At 55.3% G+C, this 17377-nt stretch carries 16 protein-coding genes; 10 read left to right on the forward strand and 6 right to left on the reverse strand.

Features of this window, described 5'->3' with window-relative positions; genetic code table 11:
- Nucleotides 1–427: 427 nt before the first annotated feature.
- A complete protein-coding gene (locus EQV93_RS03705) occupies nucleotides 428–1648 on the reverse strand; it encodes a CaiB/BaiF CoA transferase family protein (RefSeq protein ID WP_240890900.1) in 1221 nt (406 codons plus the stop codon).
- Nucleotides 1649–1662: 14 nt separating this feature from the next.
- A complete protein-coding gene (locus tag EQV93_RS03710; RefSeq protein WP_122783571.1) occupies nucleotides 1663–2844 on the reverse strand; it encodes an acyl-CoA dehydrogenase in 1182 nt (393 codons plus the stop codon).
- A gap of 157 nt (nucleotides 2845–3001) precedes the next feature.
- On the opposite strand from EQV93_RS03710, the gene EQV93_RS03715 reads away from it, so the two are divergent.
- The 10 genes from EQV93_RS03715 to EQV93_RS03760 all read left to right on the forward strand — a co-directional run bounded on the left by EQV93_RS03715 (nucleotide 3002) and on the right by EQV93_RS03760 (nucleotide 12749).
- Complete coding sequence (locus tag EQV93_RS03715) at nucleotides 3002–3898, forward strand: LysR family transcriptional regulator (RefSeq protein ID WP_146385799.1); 897 nt, start codon at nucleotides 3002–3004, stop codon at nucleotides 3896–3898.
- Nucleotides 3899–4333: 435 nt separating this feature from the next.
- Nucleotides 4334–5455 (forward strand): Re/Si-specific NAD(P)(+) transhydrogenase subunit alpha, encoded by a 1122-nt coding sequence (locus EQV93_RS03720; RefSeq protein ID WP_122783569.1) that lies wholly within the window; start codon nucleotides 4334–4336, stop codon nucleotides 5453–5455.
- An 11-nt stretch (nucleotides 5456–5466) separates the two neighbouring features.
- Nucleotides 5467–5790, forward strand: a complete 324-nt coding sequence (locus tag EQV93_RS03725; RefSeq protein ID WP_003438157.1) for an NAD(P) transhydrogenase subunit alpha — start codon at nucleotides 5467–5469, stop codon at nucleotides 5788–5790.
- Nucleotides 5787–7223 (forward strand): NAD(P)(+) transhydrogenase (Re/Si-specific) subunit beta, encoded by a 1437-nt coding sequence (locus EQV93_RS03730; protein ID WP_122783568.1) that lies wholly within the window; start codon nucleotides 5787–5789, stop codon nucleotides 7221–7223. The genes EQV93_RS03725 and EQV93_RS03730 overlap by 4 nt, the downstream gene beginning before the upstream one ends.
- A gap of 181 nt (nucleotides 7224–7404) precedes the next feature.
- Nucleotides 7405–8895: an acetyl-CoA hydrolase/transferase family protein gene (locus tag EQV93_RS03735; protein WP_122783567.1), complete on the forward strand. Its 1491-nt coding sequence runs from the start codon at nucleotides 7405–7407 to the stop codon at nucleotides 8893–8895.
- A gap of 316 nt (nucleotides 8896–9211) precedes the next feature.
- Nucleotides 9212–9427 carry a DUF1127 domain-containing protein gene (locus EQV93_RS03740; RefSeq protein ID WP_122783566.1) on the forward strand — a complete coding sequence of 72 codons (216 nt, stop codon included), beginning with the start codon at nucleotides 9212–9214 and terminating at the stop codon, nucleotides 9425–9427.
- Nucleotides 9428–9727: 300 nt separating this feature from the next.
- Complete coding sequence (locus EQV93_RS03745; RefSeq protein ID WP_122783565.1) at nucleotides 9728–10045, forward strand: DUF2388 domain-containing protein; 318 nt, start codon at nucleotides 9728–9730, stop codon at nucleotides 10043–10045.
- 105 nt (nucleotides 10046–10150) lie between these two features.
- Complete coding sequence (locus EQV93_RS03750; protein ID WP_122783564.1) at nucleotides 10151–10444, forward strand: DUF2388 domain-containing protein; 294 nt, start codon at nucleotides 10151–10153, stop codon at nucleotides 10442–10444.
- Between the two features lie 26 nt (nucleotides 10445–10470).
- Nucleotides 10471–10791 (forward strand): DUF2388 domain-containing protein, encoded by a 321-nt coding sequence (locus EQV93_RS03755; protein ID WP_122783563.1) that lies wholly within the window; start codon nucleotides 10471–10473, stop codon nucleotides 10789–10791.
- 8 nt (nucleotides 10792–10799) lie between these two features.
- A complete protein-coding gene (locus EQV93_RS03760; protein ID WP_272492537.1) occupies nucleotides 10800–12749 on the forward strand; it encodes an Lnb N-terminal periplasmic domain-containing protein in 1950 nt (649 codons plus the stop codon).
- A 131-nt stretch (nucleotides 12750–12880) separates the two neighbouring features.
- On the opposite strand, the gene EQV93_RS03765 is transcribed toward EQV93_RS03760, so the two are convergent.
- The 4 genes from EQV93_RS03765 to pstA form a co-directional block, all read right to left on the reverse strand.
- Nucleotides 12881–13768 carry a response regulator gene (locus EQV93_RS03765; protein WP_240890902.1) on the reverse strand — a complete coding sequence of 296 codons (888 nt, stop codon included), beginning with the start codon at nucleotides 13766–13768 and terminating at the stop codon, nucleotides 12881–12883.
- Nucleotides 13769–13886: 118 nt separating this feature from the next.
- Nucleotides 13887–14648, reverse strand: a complete 762-nt coding sequence (gene phoU, locus EQV93_RS03770; protein WP_122783560.1) for a phosphate signaling complex protein PhoU — start codon at nucleotides 14646–14648, stop codon at nucleotides 13887–13889.
- 111 nt (nucleotides 14649–14759) lie between these two features.
- Nucleotides 14760–15593: a phosphate ABC transporter ATP-binding protein PstB gene (gene pstB, locus EQV93_RS03775; RefSeq protein WP_122783559.1), complete on the reverse strand. Its 834-nt coding sequence runs from the start codon at nucleotides 15591–15593 to the stop codon at nucleotides 14760–14762.
- Nucleotides 15594–15704: 111 nt separating this feature from the next.
- Complete coding sequence (gene pstA, locus EQV93_RS03780) at nucleotides 15705–17375, reverse strand: phosphate ABC transporter permease PstA (protein WP_122783558.1); 1671 nt, start codon at nucleotides 17373–17375, stop codon at nucleotides 15705–15707.
- Nucleotides 17376–17377 lie beyond the last annotated feature (2 nt).

Below are 17377 nucleotides of genomic sequence, written 5' to 3' on the forward strand. Positions count from 1 at the left end.
CCACACGAATTGCTTGATTCAGTTGTTAAAGAGCGGTTGGTTAAGCTTTCGCTCAACCGAGGCGCGCATTCTACAGCAGCCTCTGTTGCTGTCAAGCGGTTATTTTAAGATGTTTTCAAAGTTTCCTTTGTAACATCAACCACTTGCGCTTTCGATCTCTCGTTAGCGGGAGGCGAATTCTACAGCGTTACACGCTGCTGTCAACACCTCATTTCCTGCTTCGATGACTTGAAGCTGACACTGCCGAAAACTGTACAACTCATTGAATCTCAAGGAGTTTTCCGTTTCGACTGCGCCGGAAGTGGGGCGAATTATAGGCCGTTAGAATTCTAGGTCAAGCGGTAATTGAGGCTCTCTATCAAATAACTCAAAATTCACGCTCTTCTCCTATATAAGAAGGAGGGCTAACGCCCTCCTTCTTATATAGCTACAACACACCCAACTCACGCAAAGCCCCAACAGCCTTGGCATCCAGCCCCAGGACCCGCTCCAGCACTTCCCCGGTATGCTCACCCAATAAAGGGGGCGCATTGCGATACTCAACCGGCGTCCTAGACAAACGAATCGGACTTGCCACCTGCGGAGCCAGGCCTGCCAACACATGTGGCAACTCCAAAGCCAGACCCCGAGCCCGCACTTGAGGATCTGCAAACACCTGCGCCAAGTCATTGATCGGCCCACAAGGCACGCCAACAGCCTCTAATTGCGCAACCCATTCAGCCGTGGTCTTAAACACCGTAGCCTGGCGTATCAGAGGCACTAACTCCCTGCGATTCGCTACGCGCAACTTATTAGTGGAGAAACGCGGATCATCAGCCCACTCAGCGCGCCCAGCAACCGCCGCGAACTTACGAAATTGACTGTCATTACCCACCGTGAGAATGAAATCGCCATCCGCGGTAGGAAAATCCTGATAAGGCACGATGTTCGGATGCGCATTCCCAAGGCGCTGCGGCGCAACGCCTGTTGTCAGGTAATTCATCGCCTGATTCGCCAGACACGCCACCTGAACATCCAGCAGCGCCATATCGATATGCTGCCCACCACCATCATGTTGGCGATGAGCCAGCGCCGCCAATATTGCGACCGCTGAATATAACCCGGTCAGAATATCCGTAAGTGCGACCCCTACTTTCACCGGACCGGCCCCCTCCTCACCCTCAGGCCGCCCAGTCAGACTCATAAGCCCGCCCAAGCCTTGAATCATGAAGTCATAACCCGCCCGCTTAGCGTAAGGACCTGTCTGACCAAAGCCAGTGATAGAGCAGTAAATCAGCTCAGGATTCAGCGCACTAAGCGACGCATAGTCCAATCCATAAGCCTCAAGCCCTCCAACCTTGAAGTTCTCGATGACGATATCCGACTTCGCTGCCAGTTCTCGCACCAACCGCTGACCTTCAGGCTTGGTGAAGTCGATAGTGACCGACTGCTTATTACGATTGGCCGACAAGTAATACGCAGCCTCGCCCGTACTCTCGCCATTAGCGTCCCGAAGAAACGGAGGCCCCCAGGCACGCGTATCATCGCCATTATCCGGGCGCTCGACCTTGATCACCTCAGCACCCAAATCCGCCAGGATTTGTCCCGCCCATGGCCCGGCCAATACCCGCGACAAATCCAACACCCGCAAATGCGATAGAGCACCCATGCGCTGCGCTCCTATCAATAGAACGCCTGAAGACCGGTTTGCGCACGCCCCAAAATCAAAGCATGCACGTCATGCGTGCCCTCATAGGTATTGACCACCTCAAGGTTGACGAGATGTCGCGCCACACCGAACTCATCTGAAATCCCATTCCCCCCCAACATGTCCCGCGCCATACGAGCGATGTCCAGTGACTTCCCACAGGAATTTCGCTTCATGATCGAGGTGATTTCAACTGCCGCCGTACCTTCATCTTTCATACGCCCCAAGCGCAGACAGCCTTGCAATGCCATCGTGATCTCGGTCTGCATATCTGCCAGCTTCTTCTGCACCAACTGCGTAGCTGCCAAAGGCCGCCCAAATTGCTTGCGGTCCAGCGTGTATTGACGCGCGGTGTGCCAGCAAAATTCAGCAGCCCCCAGCGCCCCCCACGCAATGCCATAGCGTGCGGAGTTCAGACAGGTAAAAGGCCCTTTCAGACCTCGCACATCCGGAAAGATGTTCTCTTCAGGGACAAACACATTGTCCATCACTATCTCGCCGGTGATTGATGCACGCAAACCCACCTTGCCGTGAATCGCCGGCGTGCTCAGACCTTTCCAGCCCTTTTCCAGCACAAAGCCACGAATATCACCCTCGTCATCCTTGGCCCACACCACAAACACATCAGCGATAGGACTGTTAGTGATCCACATCTTGGCGCCGGTCAGGCTGTAGCCTCCGTCCACTTTGCGCGCACGAGTCACCATCGCCCCAGGGTCGGAACCGTGATCAGGCTCTGTCAGACCAAAACACCCAATCCATTCGCCAGATGCCAACTTAGGCAGATACTTCTGCTTCTGCGCTTCAGTACCGAACTCATTGATTGGCACCATGACCAAAGAGGACTGCACGCTCATCATCGAGCGATAACCCGAATCAACACGCTCTACCTCACGCGCAATCAATCCGTAACTTACGTAATTAAGGCCGCTGCCACCGTACTGCTCGGGAATCATTGCACCCAGCAAGCCAGTCTCACCCATCTCGCGAAAGATCGCAGGGTCGGTCTTCTCATGACGGAAAGCCTCAAGTACGCGCGGAGCCAGCTTGTGCTGAGCGAATTGCTCGGCGCTGTCGCGCACCATGCGCTCTTCTTCAGTGAGCTGCTGATCCAGCAAAAGTGGATCAATCCAGTTGAAGCTAGCCTTACCCGCCATGAGTGAACCCTCGCGAAGTTGATCGAATACCGTGACCCGATCCTAGATCCCTCTATATAGAAGAACAAACGAGGATTCAGCACGGGCTTGTGATAATTTCTCACTCCATAACAAACAATAAAGCCATATCTGACGACCTTTTGTGAGGAAGCCGTACATGCGCCGAAAAATCCCCAGCACAACTGCGTTGATCAGCTTTGAAGCAGCGGCTCGCCATGAGAGCTTTACCAAGGCCGCCAACGAGCTTTCTCTTACTCAAGGTGCCATATGCAGACAAATTGCCAGCCTCGAAGAGTTCTTGAGCGTGGAGTTGTTCAGACGCTCCAAGCGTGGTGTAAAACTGACCGAAGCAGGCTTGTCCTACAGTCGACGGATAGCCACTCAGCTTGATGCAGTCGAACGCGACACACTCTCGGTCATGGGCCAGCAAGGAGCCAACGCCATTGAGCTGGCCGTTGTACCGACCTTCGGAACGCAATGGTTGCTCCCACGCCTTAAGGACTTCCAACTCAAGCACCCGGATGTCACGGTCAACCTTACCAATCGAACCCGCCCCTTCCTCTTCGCCGACACCGACTTTGACGCAGCCATCTACTTCGGCGATGCCGAGTGGTCCGGCACATCTTCCTACCGCCTGATGGGCGAGAACCCCGTCCCTGTTTGCCATCCATCATTGCTGGGCGACCAGCAAAGCCTCAGCCCCCAAGCGCTGGCCGACCTCCCCTTATTGCAACAAACCACCCGCCCTTATGCATGGCGCCAGTGGTTTAACGCTCAAGGCATGAATGTGCCTCGCGACATGACAGGGCCGCGCTATGAACTATTCTCGATGCTTGCACAGGCGGCCATGCATCAAATGGGAGTCGCCCTGATCCCACCCTTTCTGATCCAGCGTGAACTGACTGAGAAACGCCTGGTGATTGCGCATGAGCGCAGCTTGCTCAGTAACAAGGGGTATTACTTGATAATCCCTGAAAGAAAAATAGAGTCCGCCTCACTGCACGCCTTCCGAGACTGGCTGATCAAGCAAGCAGCTGGATACAGCCCGCTTTAAAAGATGCATCGTCCAGATAAATTATGTAGTGCATACAAAAAACGCACTACATATATAAGTAAATGTCGCATATCAGCATTCGATACCAATGTCTAGCTCGACATTGCTGAAGACCAGTAACCACGTGGCTTACAGGGTATTTCTTAAAGTTATGCAGCGATAACCAAAAGAAATGTGAAAAAACGTACCAAAACATCTATTCAAGCCAAGAGCCACGTAGTTAAAGGTCTGCAGCGATTAGTTGCGACATTCGGTCACTGCATGACTTGTAGTAAAGATGTCGTCATCCTCCATAAGTTCTTGAAGGGCCAAAAAATCGCCTGCATTATGCGGCGCCCCTCCTAAATTAAAGAGGGACCGTGCTGATCGGCCGCCCCAGACGCACCATCCGCAGTGCGCTGGCTTTCTTATAAAAGATCACGCAGGAGATATGACGTGCACATCGGTGTTCCTCTCGAAACCCAGAAGGGTGAAACGCGGGTTGCCGCAACCCCGGAAACCATCAAGAAGCTGATCGGCCAAGGCCATAAGGTGACTGTTCAACGTGGCGCCGGCATTAACGCCAGCGTTATTGACAGCGCCTATGAAGCCGCTGGTGCGACTATTGGCAGTGCAGCAGAGGCGTATGGCGCCGAACTGATTCTGAAAGTCGTCGCCCCTAACGACAGCGAACTTGCCCTCATTAACAGTGGAACCGTGCTCATCGGCATGCTCAACCCGTTCAGCAATGAAACCATTGCCAAACTGGCCGAGCATGGCATCACAGCATTCTCCCTTGAAGCTGCACCCCGGACTTCCCGCGCACAAAGCCTGGATGTTCTGTCATCCCAAGCCAACATTGCGGGATATAAGGCCGTACTGGTTGCCGCTCACCACTATCCGCGCTTCATGCCAATGCTGATGACAGCGGCCGGTACGGTGAAGGCGGCCCGAGTCCTGATCCTGGGCGCAGGGGTTGCCGGCTTGCAGGCAATCGCCACGGCCAAGCGATTGGGCGCAGTTATTGAGGCATCAGATGTACGACCTGCTGTAAAAGAGCAAATTGAATCCCTGGGCGCCAAATTTGTCGACGTGCCATACGAAACCGATGAAGAGCGTGAATGCGCTGTCGGCGTAGGCGGTTATGCACGTCCAATGCCCGCTAGCTGGATGCAGCGCCAGGCCCAGGCCGTGCATGAGCGTGCCAAGCTGGCCGATATTGTCATCACCACGGCATTGATCCCAGGTCGCAAGGCGCCCGTGTTGTTGAGTGCAGAAACCGTAGCGCAAATGAAGCCCGGCTCCGTCGTGATCGATCTAGCCGCCGCTCAAGGTGGCAACTGCCCGCTAACAGTGGCCGATGAGGTAGTGGTTGAGCATGGCGTGACCATCGTCGGCTACACCAACCTGCCAGCAATGGTTGCCGCAGACGCTTCTGCGCTCTATGCCCGCAACCTGCTGGATTTCCTCAAGCTGGTCTTCACACCTGAAGGGCAGTTCCAGATCAACCTTGAAGACGACATCGTCGCTGCGTGCCTGATGTGCCGCGACGGTCAAGTCGTGCGCAAAAACGGCTGAGGACAACAACAATGGAAGAGCTCATCTCCCCCGGTATCTATAACCTGATCATCTTTGTGCTGGCCATTTATGTGGGTTATCACGTGGTCTGGAACGTAACCCCTGCGCTGCACACGCCGCTCATGGCCGTTACCAACGCCATCTCCGCCATCGTTATTGTGGGCGCCATGCTGGCCGCCGCGCTGACCGTCACGCCACTGGGTAAAACCATGGGCACTCTGGCGGTGGCGTTGGCCGCCGTTAACGTATTCGGTGGATTTTTGGTCACCCGGCGCATGCTGGAAATGTTCAAGAAAAAAGCACCTAAAGCCAAAGAAGAGGTGCGTAAGCCATGAGCATGAATCTGGTTACTGTTCTGTACCTGGTCGCCTCAATTTGCTTCATTCAGGCTCTCAAAGGCCTGTCACACCCCACCACCTCACGCCGCGGCAACCTGTTCGGCATGCTTGGGATGGGCCTGGCTGTTATTACCACCGTAGGCTTGATCTACAAGCTCGGCGCAGAAATTGCCACGGCGGGAATTGGTTACGTGATTGTGGGCCTGTTAGTAGGCGGCACAGCCGGCTCGATCATGGCCAAACGTGTCGAAATGACCAAAATGCCGGAACTGGTTGCCTTCATGCACAGCATGATCGGCCTCGCAGCGGTCTTCATTGCGATCGCTGCTGTCGTCGAGCCGCAATCACTGGGCATTGTTAAACATTTGGGCGACGCTATTCCGGCGGGCAACCGTCTGGAACTGTTCCTGGGCGCGGCCATTGGTGCGATTACGTTCTCAGGTTCTGTTATTGCGTTCGGCAAGCTCTCGGGTAAATACAAGTTCCGCCTGTTTCAAGGCGCTCCGGTGCAGTTCAGCGGGCAACACAAACTGAACCTGGTCTTGGGGCTGGTCACTCTCGGCCTGGGCATCACCTTTATGCTGACCGGCAACCTCTCGGCGTTCGCCCTGATGCTGGCTCTGGCGTTCGTACTGGGCGTGTTGATCATCATCCCGATTGGCGGCGCTGATATGCCGGTCGTGGTGTCGATGCTGAACAGCTACTCGGGCTGGGCAGCGGCCGGTATCGGTTTTTCGCTGAACAACTCGATGCTGATTATTGCCGGATCGTTGGTCGGCTCTTCGGGCGCAATCCTGTCATACATCATGTGTAAGGCGATGAACCGCTCGTTCTTCAACGTGATCCTTGGTGGCTTTGGTGGTGCAACCGACGTGGGTGGCCCGGCAGGTGCACAAGAAGCACGCCCGGTTAAATCCGGTTCCGCAGATGACGCAACCTTCCTGCTGACTAACGCCGATACGGTCATCATCGTTCCGGGTTACGGTCTGGCTGTGGCGCGCGCCCAACATGCACTGAAAGAGCTGACCGAAAAACTGACCCATCGCGGCGTGACCGTGAAGTACGCGATTCACCCGGTCGCGGGCCGGATGCCTGGCCATATGAACGTGCTGCTGGCCGAGGCAGAAGTGCCTTACGATCAAGTGTTCGAAATGGAAGATATCAACTCCGAATTTGGTCAGGCCGATGTGGTACTGGTGCTGGGCGCGAATGACGTGGTCAACCCGGCGGCCAAGAATGACCCGAAATCACCGATTGCCGGCATGCCAATTCTCGAGGCTTACAAAGCCAAGACCGTCATCGTCAACAAACGCTCCATGGCCAGCGGCTATGCAGGTCTGGATAACGAGCTGTTTTATCTGGATAAAACCATGATGGTGTTTGGCGACGCCAAAAAAGTTATTGAAGATATGGTCAAAGCGGTCGAGTAACATCCCCGCCTCTTCAACACTGAAAACCCCGGCGCTAAAATTACCGGGGTTTTTTATTTCCAGCAGGAAGCCGACCAAAGGCTCTACCCCGCCCCCATGCATTCGACCATGGTAGCGGGACGTGGGGCTTTGAAAATGAATAGACTGCGCATCTTGCTTCCGTTCCTTGAGATAACAATCCATGTACCGTGAACGTATTCGTCTGAACTCCCTACACGATAAGGTCATGAGCGCCGAAGAAGCCGCCGCCCTTATCCAAGATGGCATGACCGTCGGCATGAGCGGTTTCACCCGTGCCGGCGAAGCCAAAGCCGTCCCGCAAGCACTGGCCGAGCGCGCCAAAAAGTCGCCACTGAAAATCACGTTGATGACGGGTGCCAGCCTTGGTAACGATCTCGACAAACAGCTGACCGAAGCCGGTGTACTGGCACGTCGCATGCCGTTCCAGGTAGATAGCACTCTGCGCAAAGCCATCAATGCTGGCGAAGTGATGTTTATCGACCAGCATTTGTCCGAAACCGTTGAGCAACTGCGTAACAATCAGCTCAAGTTGCCGGACATCGCGGTTATCGAAGCCGTTGCCATTACAGAACAAGGTCATATTGTCCCGACTACATCTGTAGGTAACTCCGCTAGCTTCGCGATTTTCGCCAAACAGGTAATCGTCGAAATCAACATGGCGCACAATCCGAATCTGGAAGGTCTGCACGACATCTACATTCCGACCTACCGCCCGACCCGTACACCCATCCCGCTGGTGAAGGTTGATGACCGTATTGGCAGCACTGCCATTGCGATCCCGGCGGAAAAGATCGTAGCCATCGTTATCACTAACAAGCCGGACTCTCCGTCTACTGTATCCGTGCCTGATAGCGAAACAGACGGTATCGCCTTCCACCTGATCAACTTCTTCAAGCAAGAAGTTGAAGCCGGGCGAATGACCAACAAACTGGGGCCACTGCAAGCCGGTATCGGCAACATCGCCAACGCGGTGATGTGCGGCCTGATCGACTCGCCGTTCGAAGACCTGACCATGTACTCCGAAGTGCTGCAGGATTCGACCTTCGACTTGATTGACGCCGGCAAGATGAGCTTCGCATCGGGCAGTTCCATCACCCTGTCGGAACGTCGTAACTCGGACGTGTTCGGCAATCTGGAGCGTTACAAAGACAAACTGGTCCTGCGCCCACAAGAGATCTCCAATCACCCTGAAGTGGTTCGTCGCTTGGGCATCATTGGTATCAATACCGCGCTGGAATTCGACATCTACGGCAACGTCAACTCTACTCACGTTTGCGGTACGCGGATGATGAACGGCATCGGCGGCTCGGGTGACTTTGCCCGTAACGCACACCTGGCGATCTTCGTCACCAAGTCGATTGCCAAGGCAGGTGCCATTTCCAGCGTTGTGCCAATGGTCAGCCATGTCGACCATACCGAGCATGACGTGGATATCCTGGTTACTGAACAAGGCTTGGCCGACTTGCGTGGCCTGGCACCGCGTGAGCGCGCACGCGTCATCATCGACAACTGTGTGCACCCGGACTTCCGCGATGCGTTGAACGATTACTTCACCAAGGCCTGCGCCATCGGCGGTCATACACCGCATATCCTGCGTGAAGCGCTGAGCTGGCATATCAACCTGGAAGAAACCGGTAAAATGCTGCCGTAACACTTGTTCTAGACAGCCGCTGACAAAAACTCGGTTTTTGCAGCGGCTTTTTTATGTCTACTGTCTAAAACTGTACTGCTGTACTGGTCCATTCCTCAGAAGAACACCCCCAAAGCCTTCAAAAAACCCCAATTTCGCACCAAAAAAGTGCGGACAGGTACAGTTTTGCCCGTTTTGAGCCATACAGCACCTGTAAACAGTTAACTGGCCCATCGCAATACAGATGAACTGTATCTACTGAGTCTGGACATAGAAGAGGATCATTGGCATCAGTTAAACCACTAGCCAATGCCGCCACAAGCGGAAGGATGCCGACATGGAACGTACACTCAGTTCCGATCTGTTCAACGAAAGCAATGCTGTAAACACCCAGGCTTCAATGCCTCTGCGCGTACTTGCCAACCTGATGTTGTGGCAGCGCCGTATCTCCAGCCGCCATCAACTGGCCCGTCTGGACTCGCGTCTTCTGGCTGACGCCGGGATTAGCGAAGCACAACGCTACGAAGAGTTGAGCAAGCCGTTCTGGCGCTAAACAGCGCTCGCTGGCCCTGACCACCGGTCCACTGCCAGCACCCTGAATTGAAAAAACAAAACCCGTCGCGGGTAACCGCTGACGGGTTTTGTCGTTTTCAGGGGCCTATAAGGTGAGATAACCCACGACAGGTACAGTTTTATAGTTATTGAAATTAGATAGGTACAGTTTAGGTAATGGCTGATCTAGAGCACATTGCCTACAGCAAAAAGTAAAACAATCTTTGCTATGCGCAGGTGTACGCCTACTATTCGACTTGAAGTTGCCTATTTTAATAAGCTCATGTTCTGGAGTTTCACCATGCCCACTCTTCGCCTTCTCAGCGCCGCTGCATTATTGACCTTGGCCGCAGGCGCCAATGCCTCCAGCTTTATCGTCACCACAGACGCTATCGTGGGCACACTCAAGCAAACGACAGACCTGACCTCTGACGCTACAGGCTCGTTTCGTGACAACAAGATTGTCCGTGCTGCCCGTGACGATGCCGCCAGCTTCGTGGCCAGCGAAGGGAGCGTTCGCGGCGTGAGACTTGAGAGCGCGTTCGAATTCATTCGTCAGCAAGCACCCCAGTTGCAAGCCACTGACGCACAACTGGCTCAGGCGATTCTGACGATCTGATTCTGTAAAGTTGTAGCCGCGGCTAAACACTGCGGCTACAAAACCTTACGCCTTTCTGGTTCTACTCCAGTAGCCTTGAGCCTCATTTAAACAGCCTTGAGAGCCATGCGTTTTTTCTTACTGCCCCTATTCATACTCTGCTGTATTCCATCAGCCTTCGCCTTCGATCTGACCACCCAGAATGTGGTGCTCAGTGGTTACGTCACCAGCAAAGTGACATCTGCGCCTTTCGATCAAAAACTAATACGTGCCGCCCAGGACGATGCCGCCGTCTTTGTTGCCACTGATGGCACATGTCGCGGCTCAACGCTGGAATCCGCCTTGCACTATTTGCACAATACTCAGCCAAAATTGAATGCCAGTGACCTTGAACTGGCACAAGCAATCCTCGTCCAATAAATACCCGTGTTTTCTGGAGAAGTTTCATGCGTAGCCCTTTAATTGTCGCCACCCTTGGCCTGTTGCTGCTCGCGGAAGTCGCGCACGCGCAGACCGTTGTGCAGACCAGTAACATCATTGTTCGGGCTTTTGGTCGTACCATCGACTTCACCTCTGACACTACCACCTCCATTCGCGACTCTAAGGTCGTGCGCGAAGCCCACGACGACGCCGCCACTTTCGTAGCCAGCAAAGGCGAGATTCGCGGGGTTCAGTTGGAATCAGCCTTTAATACATTGCGCGTCCGTGTACCTGAGGCTCGCAACGCCAGCGATCAAGAACTCGCCGAAGCCATCCTCGCACTGTGAGGTCGATAATGCGGTGGCTAGCCGCCTGTGGCCTGCTGCTTACCCTTGGCAGCGCTCAGGCCGCTCTGCATCTGAAACTCAAGAGCGGGGGCCTTAGCCCAGCCGAACAGCAGGCTAGTCAAGCCCTGCTGGATGAAGCCATGCAGAGCCTGCCACCGCGCTTTGTCGAGCAACTGGATCGTCAGATTCTAGTGGGCTGGACCGATGACATGCCGAGTAACGCCTATGGACAGGCGTCTCTGGTGTCTGAACTTGACCTCAATCGCAAGTTACTGGCCGGGCTGACAGACGGATCAGCTGCAACCCAGCAGACCCAGCGCCCGCATGGCACTGTTCGTCGCGAATTACTCGCCACCGTGCTGCATGAATTGACCCACTTATATGACCGCGCCCGCCTCTGGCCTGCCACACAACGGACTCTGATCCAGCGTTGCACTCGACAAAGCAGCAGTGCTGGCTTGATCGGCTTGCCCGATGAGTGCCGGGGTCAAACCGAACGACGCTTTACCCTCAGTGATGACCCTCGACTGCTGGACCTTGCCGGATGGCAGCAATATGTAGGCCGCCGTGGCGAACGCGAGCAAGATAACCACCAGATTGTTCGCAGTCCCGATTTGTACGAAGTCACCAACCCCAAAGAATTTGTTGCGGTCAATATGGAGTACTTTCTCCTCGACCCGGCTTACGCGTGCCGTCGTCCGGCCCTGTATCGCTACTACAAAGAGCACTTTGGCTGGGCACCTGCCGCCAAAGACGAATGCCCCCAGGCATTCGCTTTTCTTAATGCCGGCAACGACTTTGGCAAACAGCCATTGGGCACCGTCGATCCCGAGCGTGTGTATGCCGTTGACTACTTGCTGGCAGAAGCCAACCAAGAGTGGGCCAGCCGCTGGGGCCACAGCATGTTGCGCCTGGTGATCTGTGCTCCTGGCCGCCCACGTGGCCCCGACTGCCGCCTGGATTTGCAGGAACACTTGGTGTTGTCCTACCGCGCATTCGTGAACGACGTACAGCTTTCAAGCTGGGATGGTCTGACGGGGGCCTACCCGTCACGGCTGTTCGTGCTGCCCTTGGCGCAAGTCATCGATGAATACACCAAGACAGAATTACGCAGCCTGGCTTCTGTGCCGCTCAATCTAAATCGCTCTGAAATTGAAGAGGTGGTCGAGCACGCCGCCGAGATGCATTGGAGTTACGACGGCGACTATTACTTTATTTCCAATAACTGTGCGGTTGAGACCCTCAAGCTGTTGCGCAGTGGTAGCGGCAACACTCAGCTCCAGGGCCTGGACAGCATCATGCCCAATGGTCTGCTTGACGTGCTCAAGGCCCGCGGGCTGGCAGACACCAGCGTGCTGGATGATCCGAAAGAAGCGCTGCGCTTAGGCTATCGATTCGACTCCTACCGAGACCGTTATCAGGCCATGTTTGACGTGCTCAAGACCCGGTTGCCGATCAAGCAGAGCAACGTTGATGACTGGCTGGCCTTGAACGCAGATGAGCGCAGGCCCTGGATCGAACAGGCGGATATACGCGCCAGCGCAGCGCTACTGCTGCTGGAGCAAGCCGGCTTCAGGCGCCAGCTCCTGCTGGCTCAGGACGAGGTGAAACAGAAGTACCTGGGGGCCCGCGGACTCAAAGATGGCGGCATGGATAAAGCCAACAAGACCTTGCAAGAAATTCTCGCCAGTAGCGGTTTTCTTAGTCGTCCGGCCGAATTGTTGGGCAGCAGTGGCTATGGCCTGCCACAAGCCAAAGAGTGGGAAATGCTTGAGTCCGAGAGCAGCCAGCGCCAGCAACAATTACTGCGTCTGACCGGTGATTTGGACAAAGAGGTACGCAGCTTGTTGGAGCCTTCTCGCGCCGCCGAAATTGCCGCCACCGAAGCCAACGTCAAACAGATTGGTGAACATCTGCGAGCGTTGCATAAAGCCTCTGGCGGGTTGCAGTTGCCTTGAATTGAACACCTGCGGTCGCTGCCGCAGGCTGCGATGGGTTGCGTAGCAACCCGCTTTATTAAATCCAAAGCGAAGGTCTTGCGGACCTTATCGCAGCCTGCGGCAGCGGCTCCACCATTTGGGTAACGGTGTTACGCACCCGGTACGAAGTGCTTTTGCGCCGTACCGAAGGCAATCAGCCGCGACAGGTAGTTCATTTTCTCGGCATCCTGGTCCACAAACCGAAACGTTAATTGCAGCCAGTCGCTGTCGGGCTTGGGCTCGAAAGCCACGATGGCGTGCAGGTAGCCATTTAAGCGCGCCACCTCGGCGCTCTCGCCTTGCTCAAGGTCCAACACTGCACTCGCCAGCACCTGTGGCAGCACATCGCCACGACGTACCACCAGCAACGCCTCCTTCAAGCTCAACGCTTTGATGACGCATGGCAGCGTTCCGCTAGGCAGCCGGAGTTGTCCCTGCCCGCGGCCTGACAGCGATTGTGCGGCAGCGGGTGGCGAGGTGGGTGCTGCCGGGGCCGAAGCCGGACGTGCAGCAGGCGCGACCACTTGAGCCTTGCCACCCGTAAGGGCGTTCAATGAGTCATTCCCGAACCCGGTACTGGTACGTGCAGGCGCGCTACTCATCACCGCGTCCAGCAAACCCGCTTTGGTAAACGCCTTCTTCACTTTGGTCAGCAATTGCTCATTGGTAAAAGGCTTGCTAACGAAGTCCGAAACTCCGGCCTGAATGGCCTGAATCACGTTTTCTTTATCGCCACGGCTGGTGACCATGATGAAGGGTAGGGTTTTGAGGTGATCCTGCTCACGGCACCAGGTCAGTAACTCAAGACCCGACATCTCCGGCATTTCCCAATCACAAAGCACCAGGTCGAACGACTCGCGAGCCAGCAGCGCTTGAGCTTTGCGGCCGTTGACGGCGTCTTCGATCCTGATGCCCGGAAAATAATTACGCAGGCAATTCTTAATCAGATCGCGAATAAACGACGCGTCATCCACCACCAGCACACTGACCTTGCTCATCGACCGCTCCTTAAAATTCCGCCCACCATGCGCCAAATGATAGCCATGTGCCTTGAATATAAACGCCGAAAAGCAAAACGCCCGGCATTAAGCCGGGCGTTTTTTGACTCGGGCAGTCTTATTTATCGTCAGCCGGGGGCACAACATGAGCGTTATCACCGCCCGTGCCTTCAACTTCTTGCTTCATGCGCTTTAGGCCCATGTGCCGTACGTCGGTGCCGCGTACCAGATAAATCACCAACTCGGAGATATTACGTGCGTGGTCGCCGATGCGCTCCAGCGAACGCAGTACCCAGATAATGCTCAGAACACGCGAAATAGAACGCGGGTCTTCCATCATGTAGGTGGCCAACTCACGCAGTGCTGTCTTGTATTCGCGGTCGATGATCTTGTCGTATTGCGCCACCGACAGGGCCAAATCGGCGTCGAAGCGGGCAAATGCATCCAGTGCATCACGCACCATGTTGCGCACCTGATCGCCGATGTGCCGCACTTCAACGTAACCGCGCGGTGCTTCACCTTCTTCACACAGCTGGATTGCACGGCGGGCAATTTTGGTCGCCTCATCACCAATGCGCTCCAGATCGATCACCGATTTGGAAATGCTGATGATCAAGCGCAAGTCAGAGGCTGCAGGCTGTCGACGGGCCAGAATGCGCAGGCACTCTTCGTCGATGTTGCGCTCCATCTGATTGATTTGGTCATCGACCTCACGTACCTGTTGCGCCAAACCCGAATCGGCCTCGATCAACGCCGTGACCGCATCGTTAACCTGCTTCTCGACCAGACCACCCATTGCCAGCAAGTGGCTGCGTACATCTTCGAGCTCCGCATTGAACTGCGCGGAAATGTGATGGGTGAGGCCATCCTTTGAAATCATGGGTTTGCTCCGCAAAAGCCTCAAGCGACAAGCTTCAAGCTACAAGTTGATTGTGTCGTAACGCCGATCTGCATGTTCTAGCCGCGTGAAGCTGACGGCTTGCAGCTGCGTCTAGCCATAGCGCCCGGTGATGTAGTCTTCGGTCTGTTTTTTGGCCGGATTGGTGAACAGGGTATCGGTGTCGCCGTACTCCACCATTTTGCCCATGTACATGAACGCGGTGTAATCCGACACCCGCGCCGCCTGCTGCATGTTGTGGGTCACGATGACGATGGTGAACTTGGACTTGAGTTCATAAATCAACTCTTCGACTTTGAGTGTCGAAATCGGGTCCAATGCCGAACACGGTTCATCAAGCAACAGCACCTCAGGCTCGACCGCGATGGTACGGGCAATCACCAGACGCTGTTGTTGGCCGCCGGACAAGCCCAGCGCCGAGTCATGCAAGCGGTCTTTGACTTCGTCCCACAAGGCTGCACCTTTAAGCGCCCACTCAACCGCTTCATCAAGAATGCGCTTTTTGTTGATGCCCTGAATGCGCAGACCGTACACCACGTTTTCGTAGATCGTCTTGGGGAATGGGTTGGGCTTTTGAAACACCATCCCGACACGACGGCGCAGCTCGGCCACGTCTTCGCCCTTACGGTAAATGTTATTACCGTACAGGTTGATTTCACCTTCAACGCGGCAGCCATCAACCAGGTCGTTCATGCGGTTAAAGGTACGCAGCAAGGTGGACTTGCCACAGCCCGACGGGCCGATAAACGCCGTCACCCGTTGCTTCGGGATGTTCAGGTTAACGTCGAACAGCGCCTGCTTATCGCCGTAGTAAAGATTCAGGCCTGGCACTTCAATGGCTACTTCTTCATTTTCCAGGTTCAGGCTCTGTTTGGTGCGACCCAGGGCAGACATATTAATGCCGTGGGTTGAGGTTTCATGCTGCATGGTCTCACTCCGTTCGTAGCTGCAAGCTTCTAGCTGCAAGCTGCAAGTTTTGAGCAAAAGCGGCGGCGGCATTGACTTGCCGTTGGTAGCTTGCCGCTTGAGGCGTATCTATTAGCTTTCCAGCGCCTTGTACTTCTCGCGCAAGTGGTTACGTATCCACACGGCCGACAAGTTGAGCGTTGCAATCACCATGACCAGCAACAACGCCGTGGCGTAGACCAACGGCCGTGCCGCTTCGACGTTCGGGCTCTGGAACCCGACGTCATAAATATGGAAGCCTAAGTGCATGATTTTCTGATCAAGGTGCAAATAGGGGTAGTTGCCATCCAAGGGCAGCGACGGTGCCAGTTTGACCACGCCCACCAGCATCAACGGCGCAACTTCACCCGCAGCACGGGCCACGGCGAGGATCATGCCGGTCATCATGGCCGGGCTGGCCATAGGCAGCACGATCTTCCATAAGGTCTCGGACTTGGTTGCACCCAGCGCCAGCGAACCTTCGCGCACCGTACGCGGGATACGCGCCAGCCCTTCTTCAGTGGCCACGATTACAACAGGCACAGCCAGTAGCGCCAATGTCAATGACGCCCACATCAGGCCAGGCGTACCAAAGGTCGGTGCTGGCAAGGCTTCGGCGAAGAACAGGCGGTCAACAGAGCCGCCCAGCACGTAAACAAAGAAGCCCAGACCGAACACCCCGTACACAATCGCCGGCACACCCGCCAAGTTGTTAACCGCGATCCTGATCACACGGGTCAGGGTGTTCTGTTTGGCATATTCGCGCAGGTACACCGCTGCGAGCACGCCGAACGGAGTCACGATCACCGCCATGATCAACGTCATCATCACGGTGCCGAAAATCGCCGGGAAAATGCCGCCTTCGGTGTTGGCTTCACGCGGGTCTTCGCTAAGGAATTCCCAGATGTTGCTGAAATACATGGCCAGCTTCTGCCAGCTGTTCATGGCGTTCGGTTGATAAGCCTTAACCACTTTGCCAATGCTGATTTCCAGCTCTTTGCCGTTGGCATCGCGGGCTGTCAGGCTGTCGCGGTTAAATTGTGCGTGCAAGTCGCCCAAGCGATCCTCAATGGCTTTGTAACGCGCATTGAGTTCGGCACGTTCGGTTTCCATGTCCGCTTGAGCCTGTGGGGTCAGCTTGCCTTCCAGCTCCAGCTTGCGGCCATGCAGACGGATACGCTCTAGCCCATAGTTGATGGCGCCAATGTCTTTCTTTTCCAACTGGCTCAGTTGTTTGGCCAGGTCATTGACGCGTTTGACCCTGGCTTGCAGCTCTGGCCAGGCAGCAGCGCCTTCAGCGACCACCTTGCCGTCTTCTTTCACATTGACCAGGTAACCGTAGAAGTTGCCCCACTCGCGGCGCTCAATGGCTAACAGTTCTGGCGGCGTGGTCTGATTGGTCAACCATTCGCCCACTACCCAGGTAAAGTCGTTGCCGTTGAGGTCACGGTTGCCCACCTTGATCAGCTCGCGGGTCATAAACTCCGGGCCTTGATCAGGGACAGGTAGACCGGCACTTTTGAGGCGCTCGCGCGGCACTTCTTCTTTTTGCACCACCTCGCCCAGCACCACGTGATTGGCAGAGCCCGGCACGTTGTATTGCGCCAGCACCAGATCAGCAGGCCAGAAATGCCCCAGCCCGCGCACAGCGATCACTGCCAGCAAGCCAATGGTCATGATCACCGCCAGCGACACCGCACCACCGCTGATCCACACACCGGGAGCGCCGCTCTTGAACCAACCTTTGAGGGAATTCTGTTTCACAG

The sequence above is a fragment of the Pseudomonas sp. TMW22091 genome, from assembly GCF_022496705.1.
Taxonomy (GTDB): Bacteria; Pseudomonadota; Gammaproteobacteria; order Pseudomonadales; family Pseudomonadaceae; genus Aquipseudomonas; species Aquipseudomonas saxonica.

Bases quoted from the DNA above. Each gene is read 5' to 3' on its own strand.
- EQV93_RS03740 (WP_122783566.1), top strand. From the start codon at position 9,212: ATGGAACGTACACTCAGTTCCGATCTGTTCAACGAAAGCAATGCTGTA.
- EQV93_RS03745 (WP_122783565.1), top strand. From the start codon at position 9,728: ATGCCCACTCTTCGCCTTCTCAGCGCCGCTGCATTATTGACCTTGGCC.
- EQV93_RS03715 (WP_146385799.1), top strand. From the start codon at position 3,002: ATGCGCCGAAAAATCCCCAGCACAACTGCGTTGATCAGCTTTGAAGCA.
- EQV93_RS03710 (WP_122783571.1), bottom strand. From the start codon at position 2,844: ATGGCGGGTAAGGCTAGCTTCAACTGGATTGATCCACTTTTGCTGGAT.
- pstB (WP_122783559.1), bottom strand. From the start codon at position 15,593: ATGCAGCATGAAACCTCAACCCACGGCATTAATATGTCTGCCCTGGGT.
- EQV93_RS03760 (WP_272492537.1), top strand. From the start codon at position 10,800: ATGCGGTGGCTAGCCGCCTGTGGCCTGCTGCTTACCCTTGGCAGCGCT.
- EQV93_RS03750 (WP_122783564.1), top strand. From the start codon at position 10,151: ATGCGTTTTTTCTTACTGCCCCTATTCATACTCTGCTGTATTCCATCA.
- EQV93_RS03735 (WP_122783567.1), top strand. From the start codon at position 7,405: ATGTACCGTGAACGTATTCGTCTGAACTCCCTACACGATAAGGTCATG.
- EQV93_RS03730 (WP_122783568.1), top strand. From the start codon at position 5,787: ATGAGCATGAATCTGGTTACTGTTCTGTACCTGGTCGCCTCAATTTGC.
- EQV93_RS03765 (WP_240890902.1), bottom strand. From the start codon at position 13,768: ATGAGCAAGGTCAGTGTGCTGGTGGTGGATGACGCGTCGTTTATTCGC.
- EQV93_RS03755 (WP_122783563.1), top strand. From the start codon at position 10,471: ATGCGTAGCCCTTTAATTGTCGCCACCCTTGGCCTGTTGCTGCTCGCG.
- EQV93_RS03725 (WP_003438157.1), top strand. From the start codon at position 5,467: ATGGAAGAGCTCATCTCCCCCGGTATCTATAACCTGATCATCTTTGTG.
- EQV93_RS03705 (WP_240890900.1), bottom strand. From the start codon at position 1,648: ATGGGTGCTCTATCGCATTTGCGGGTGTTGGATTTGTCGCGGGTATTG.
- phoU (WP_122783560.1), bottom strand. From the start codon at position 14,648: ATGATTTCAAAGGATGGCCTCACCCATCACATTTCCGCGCAGTTCAAT.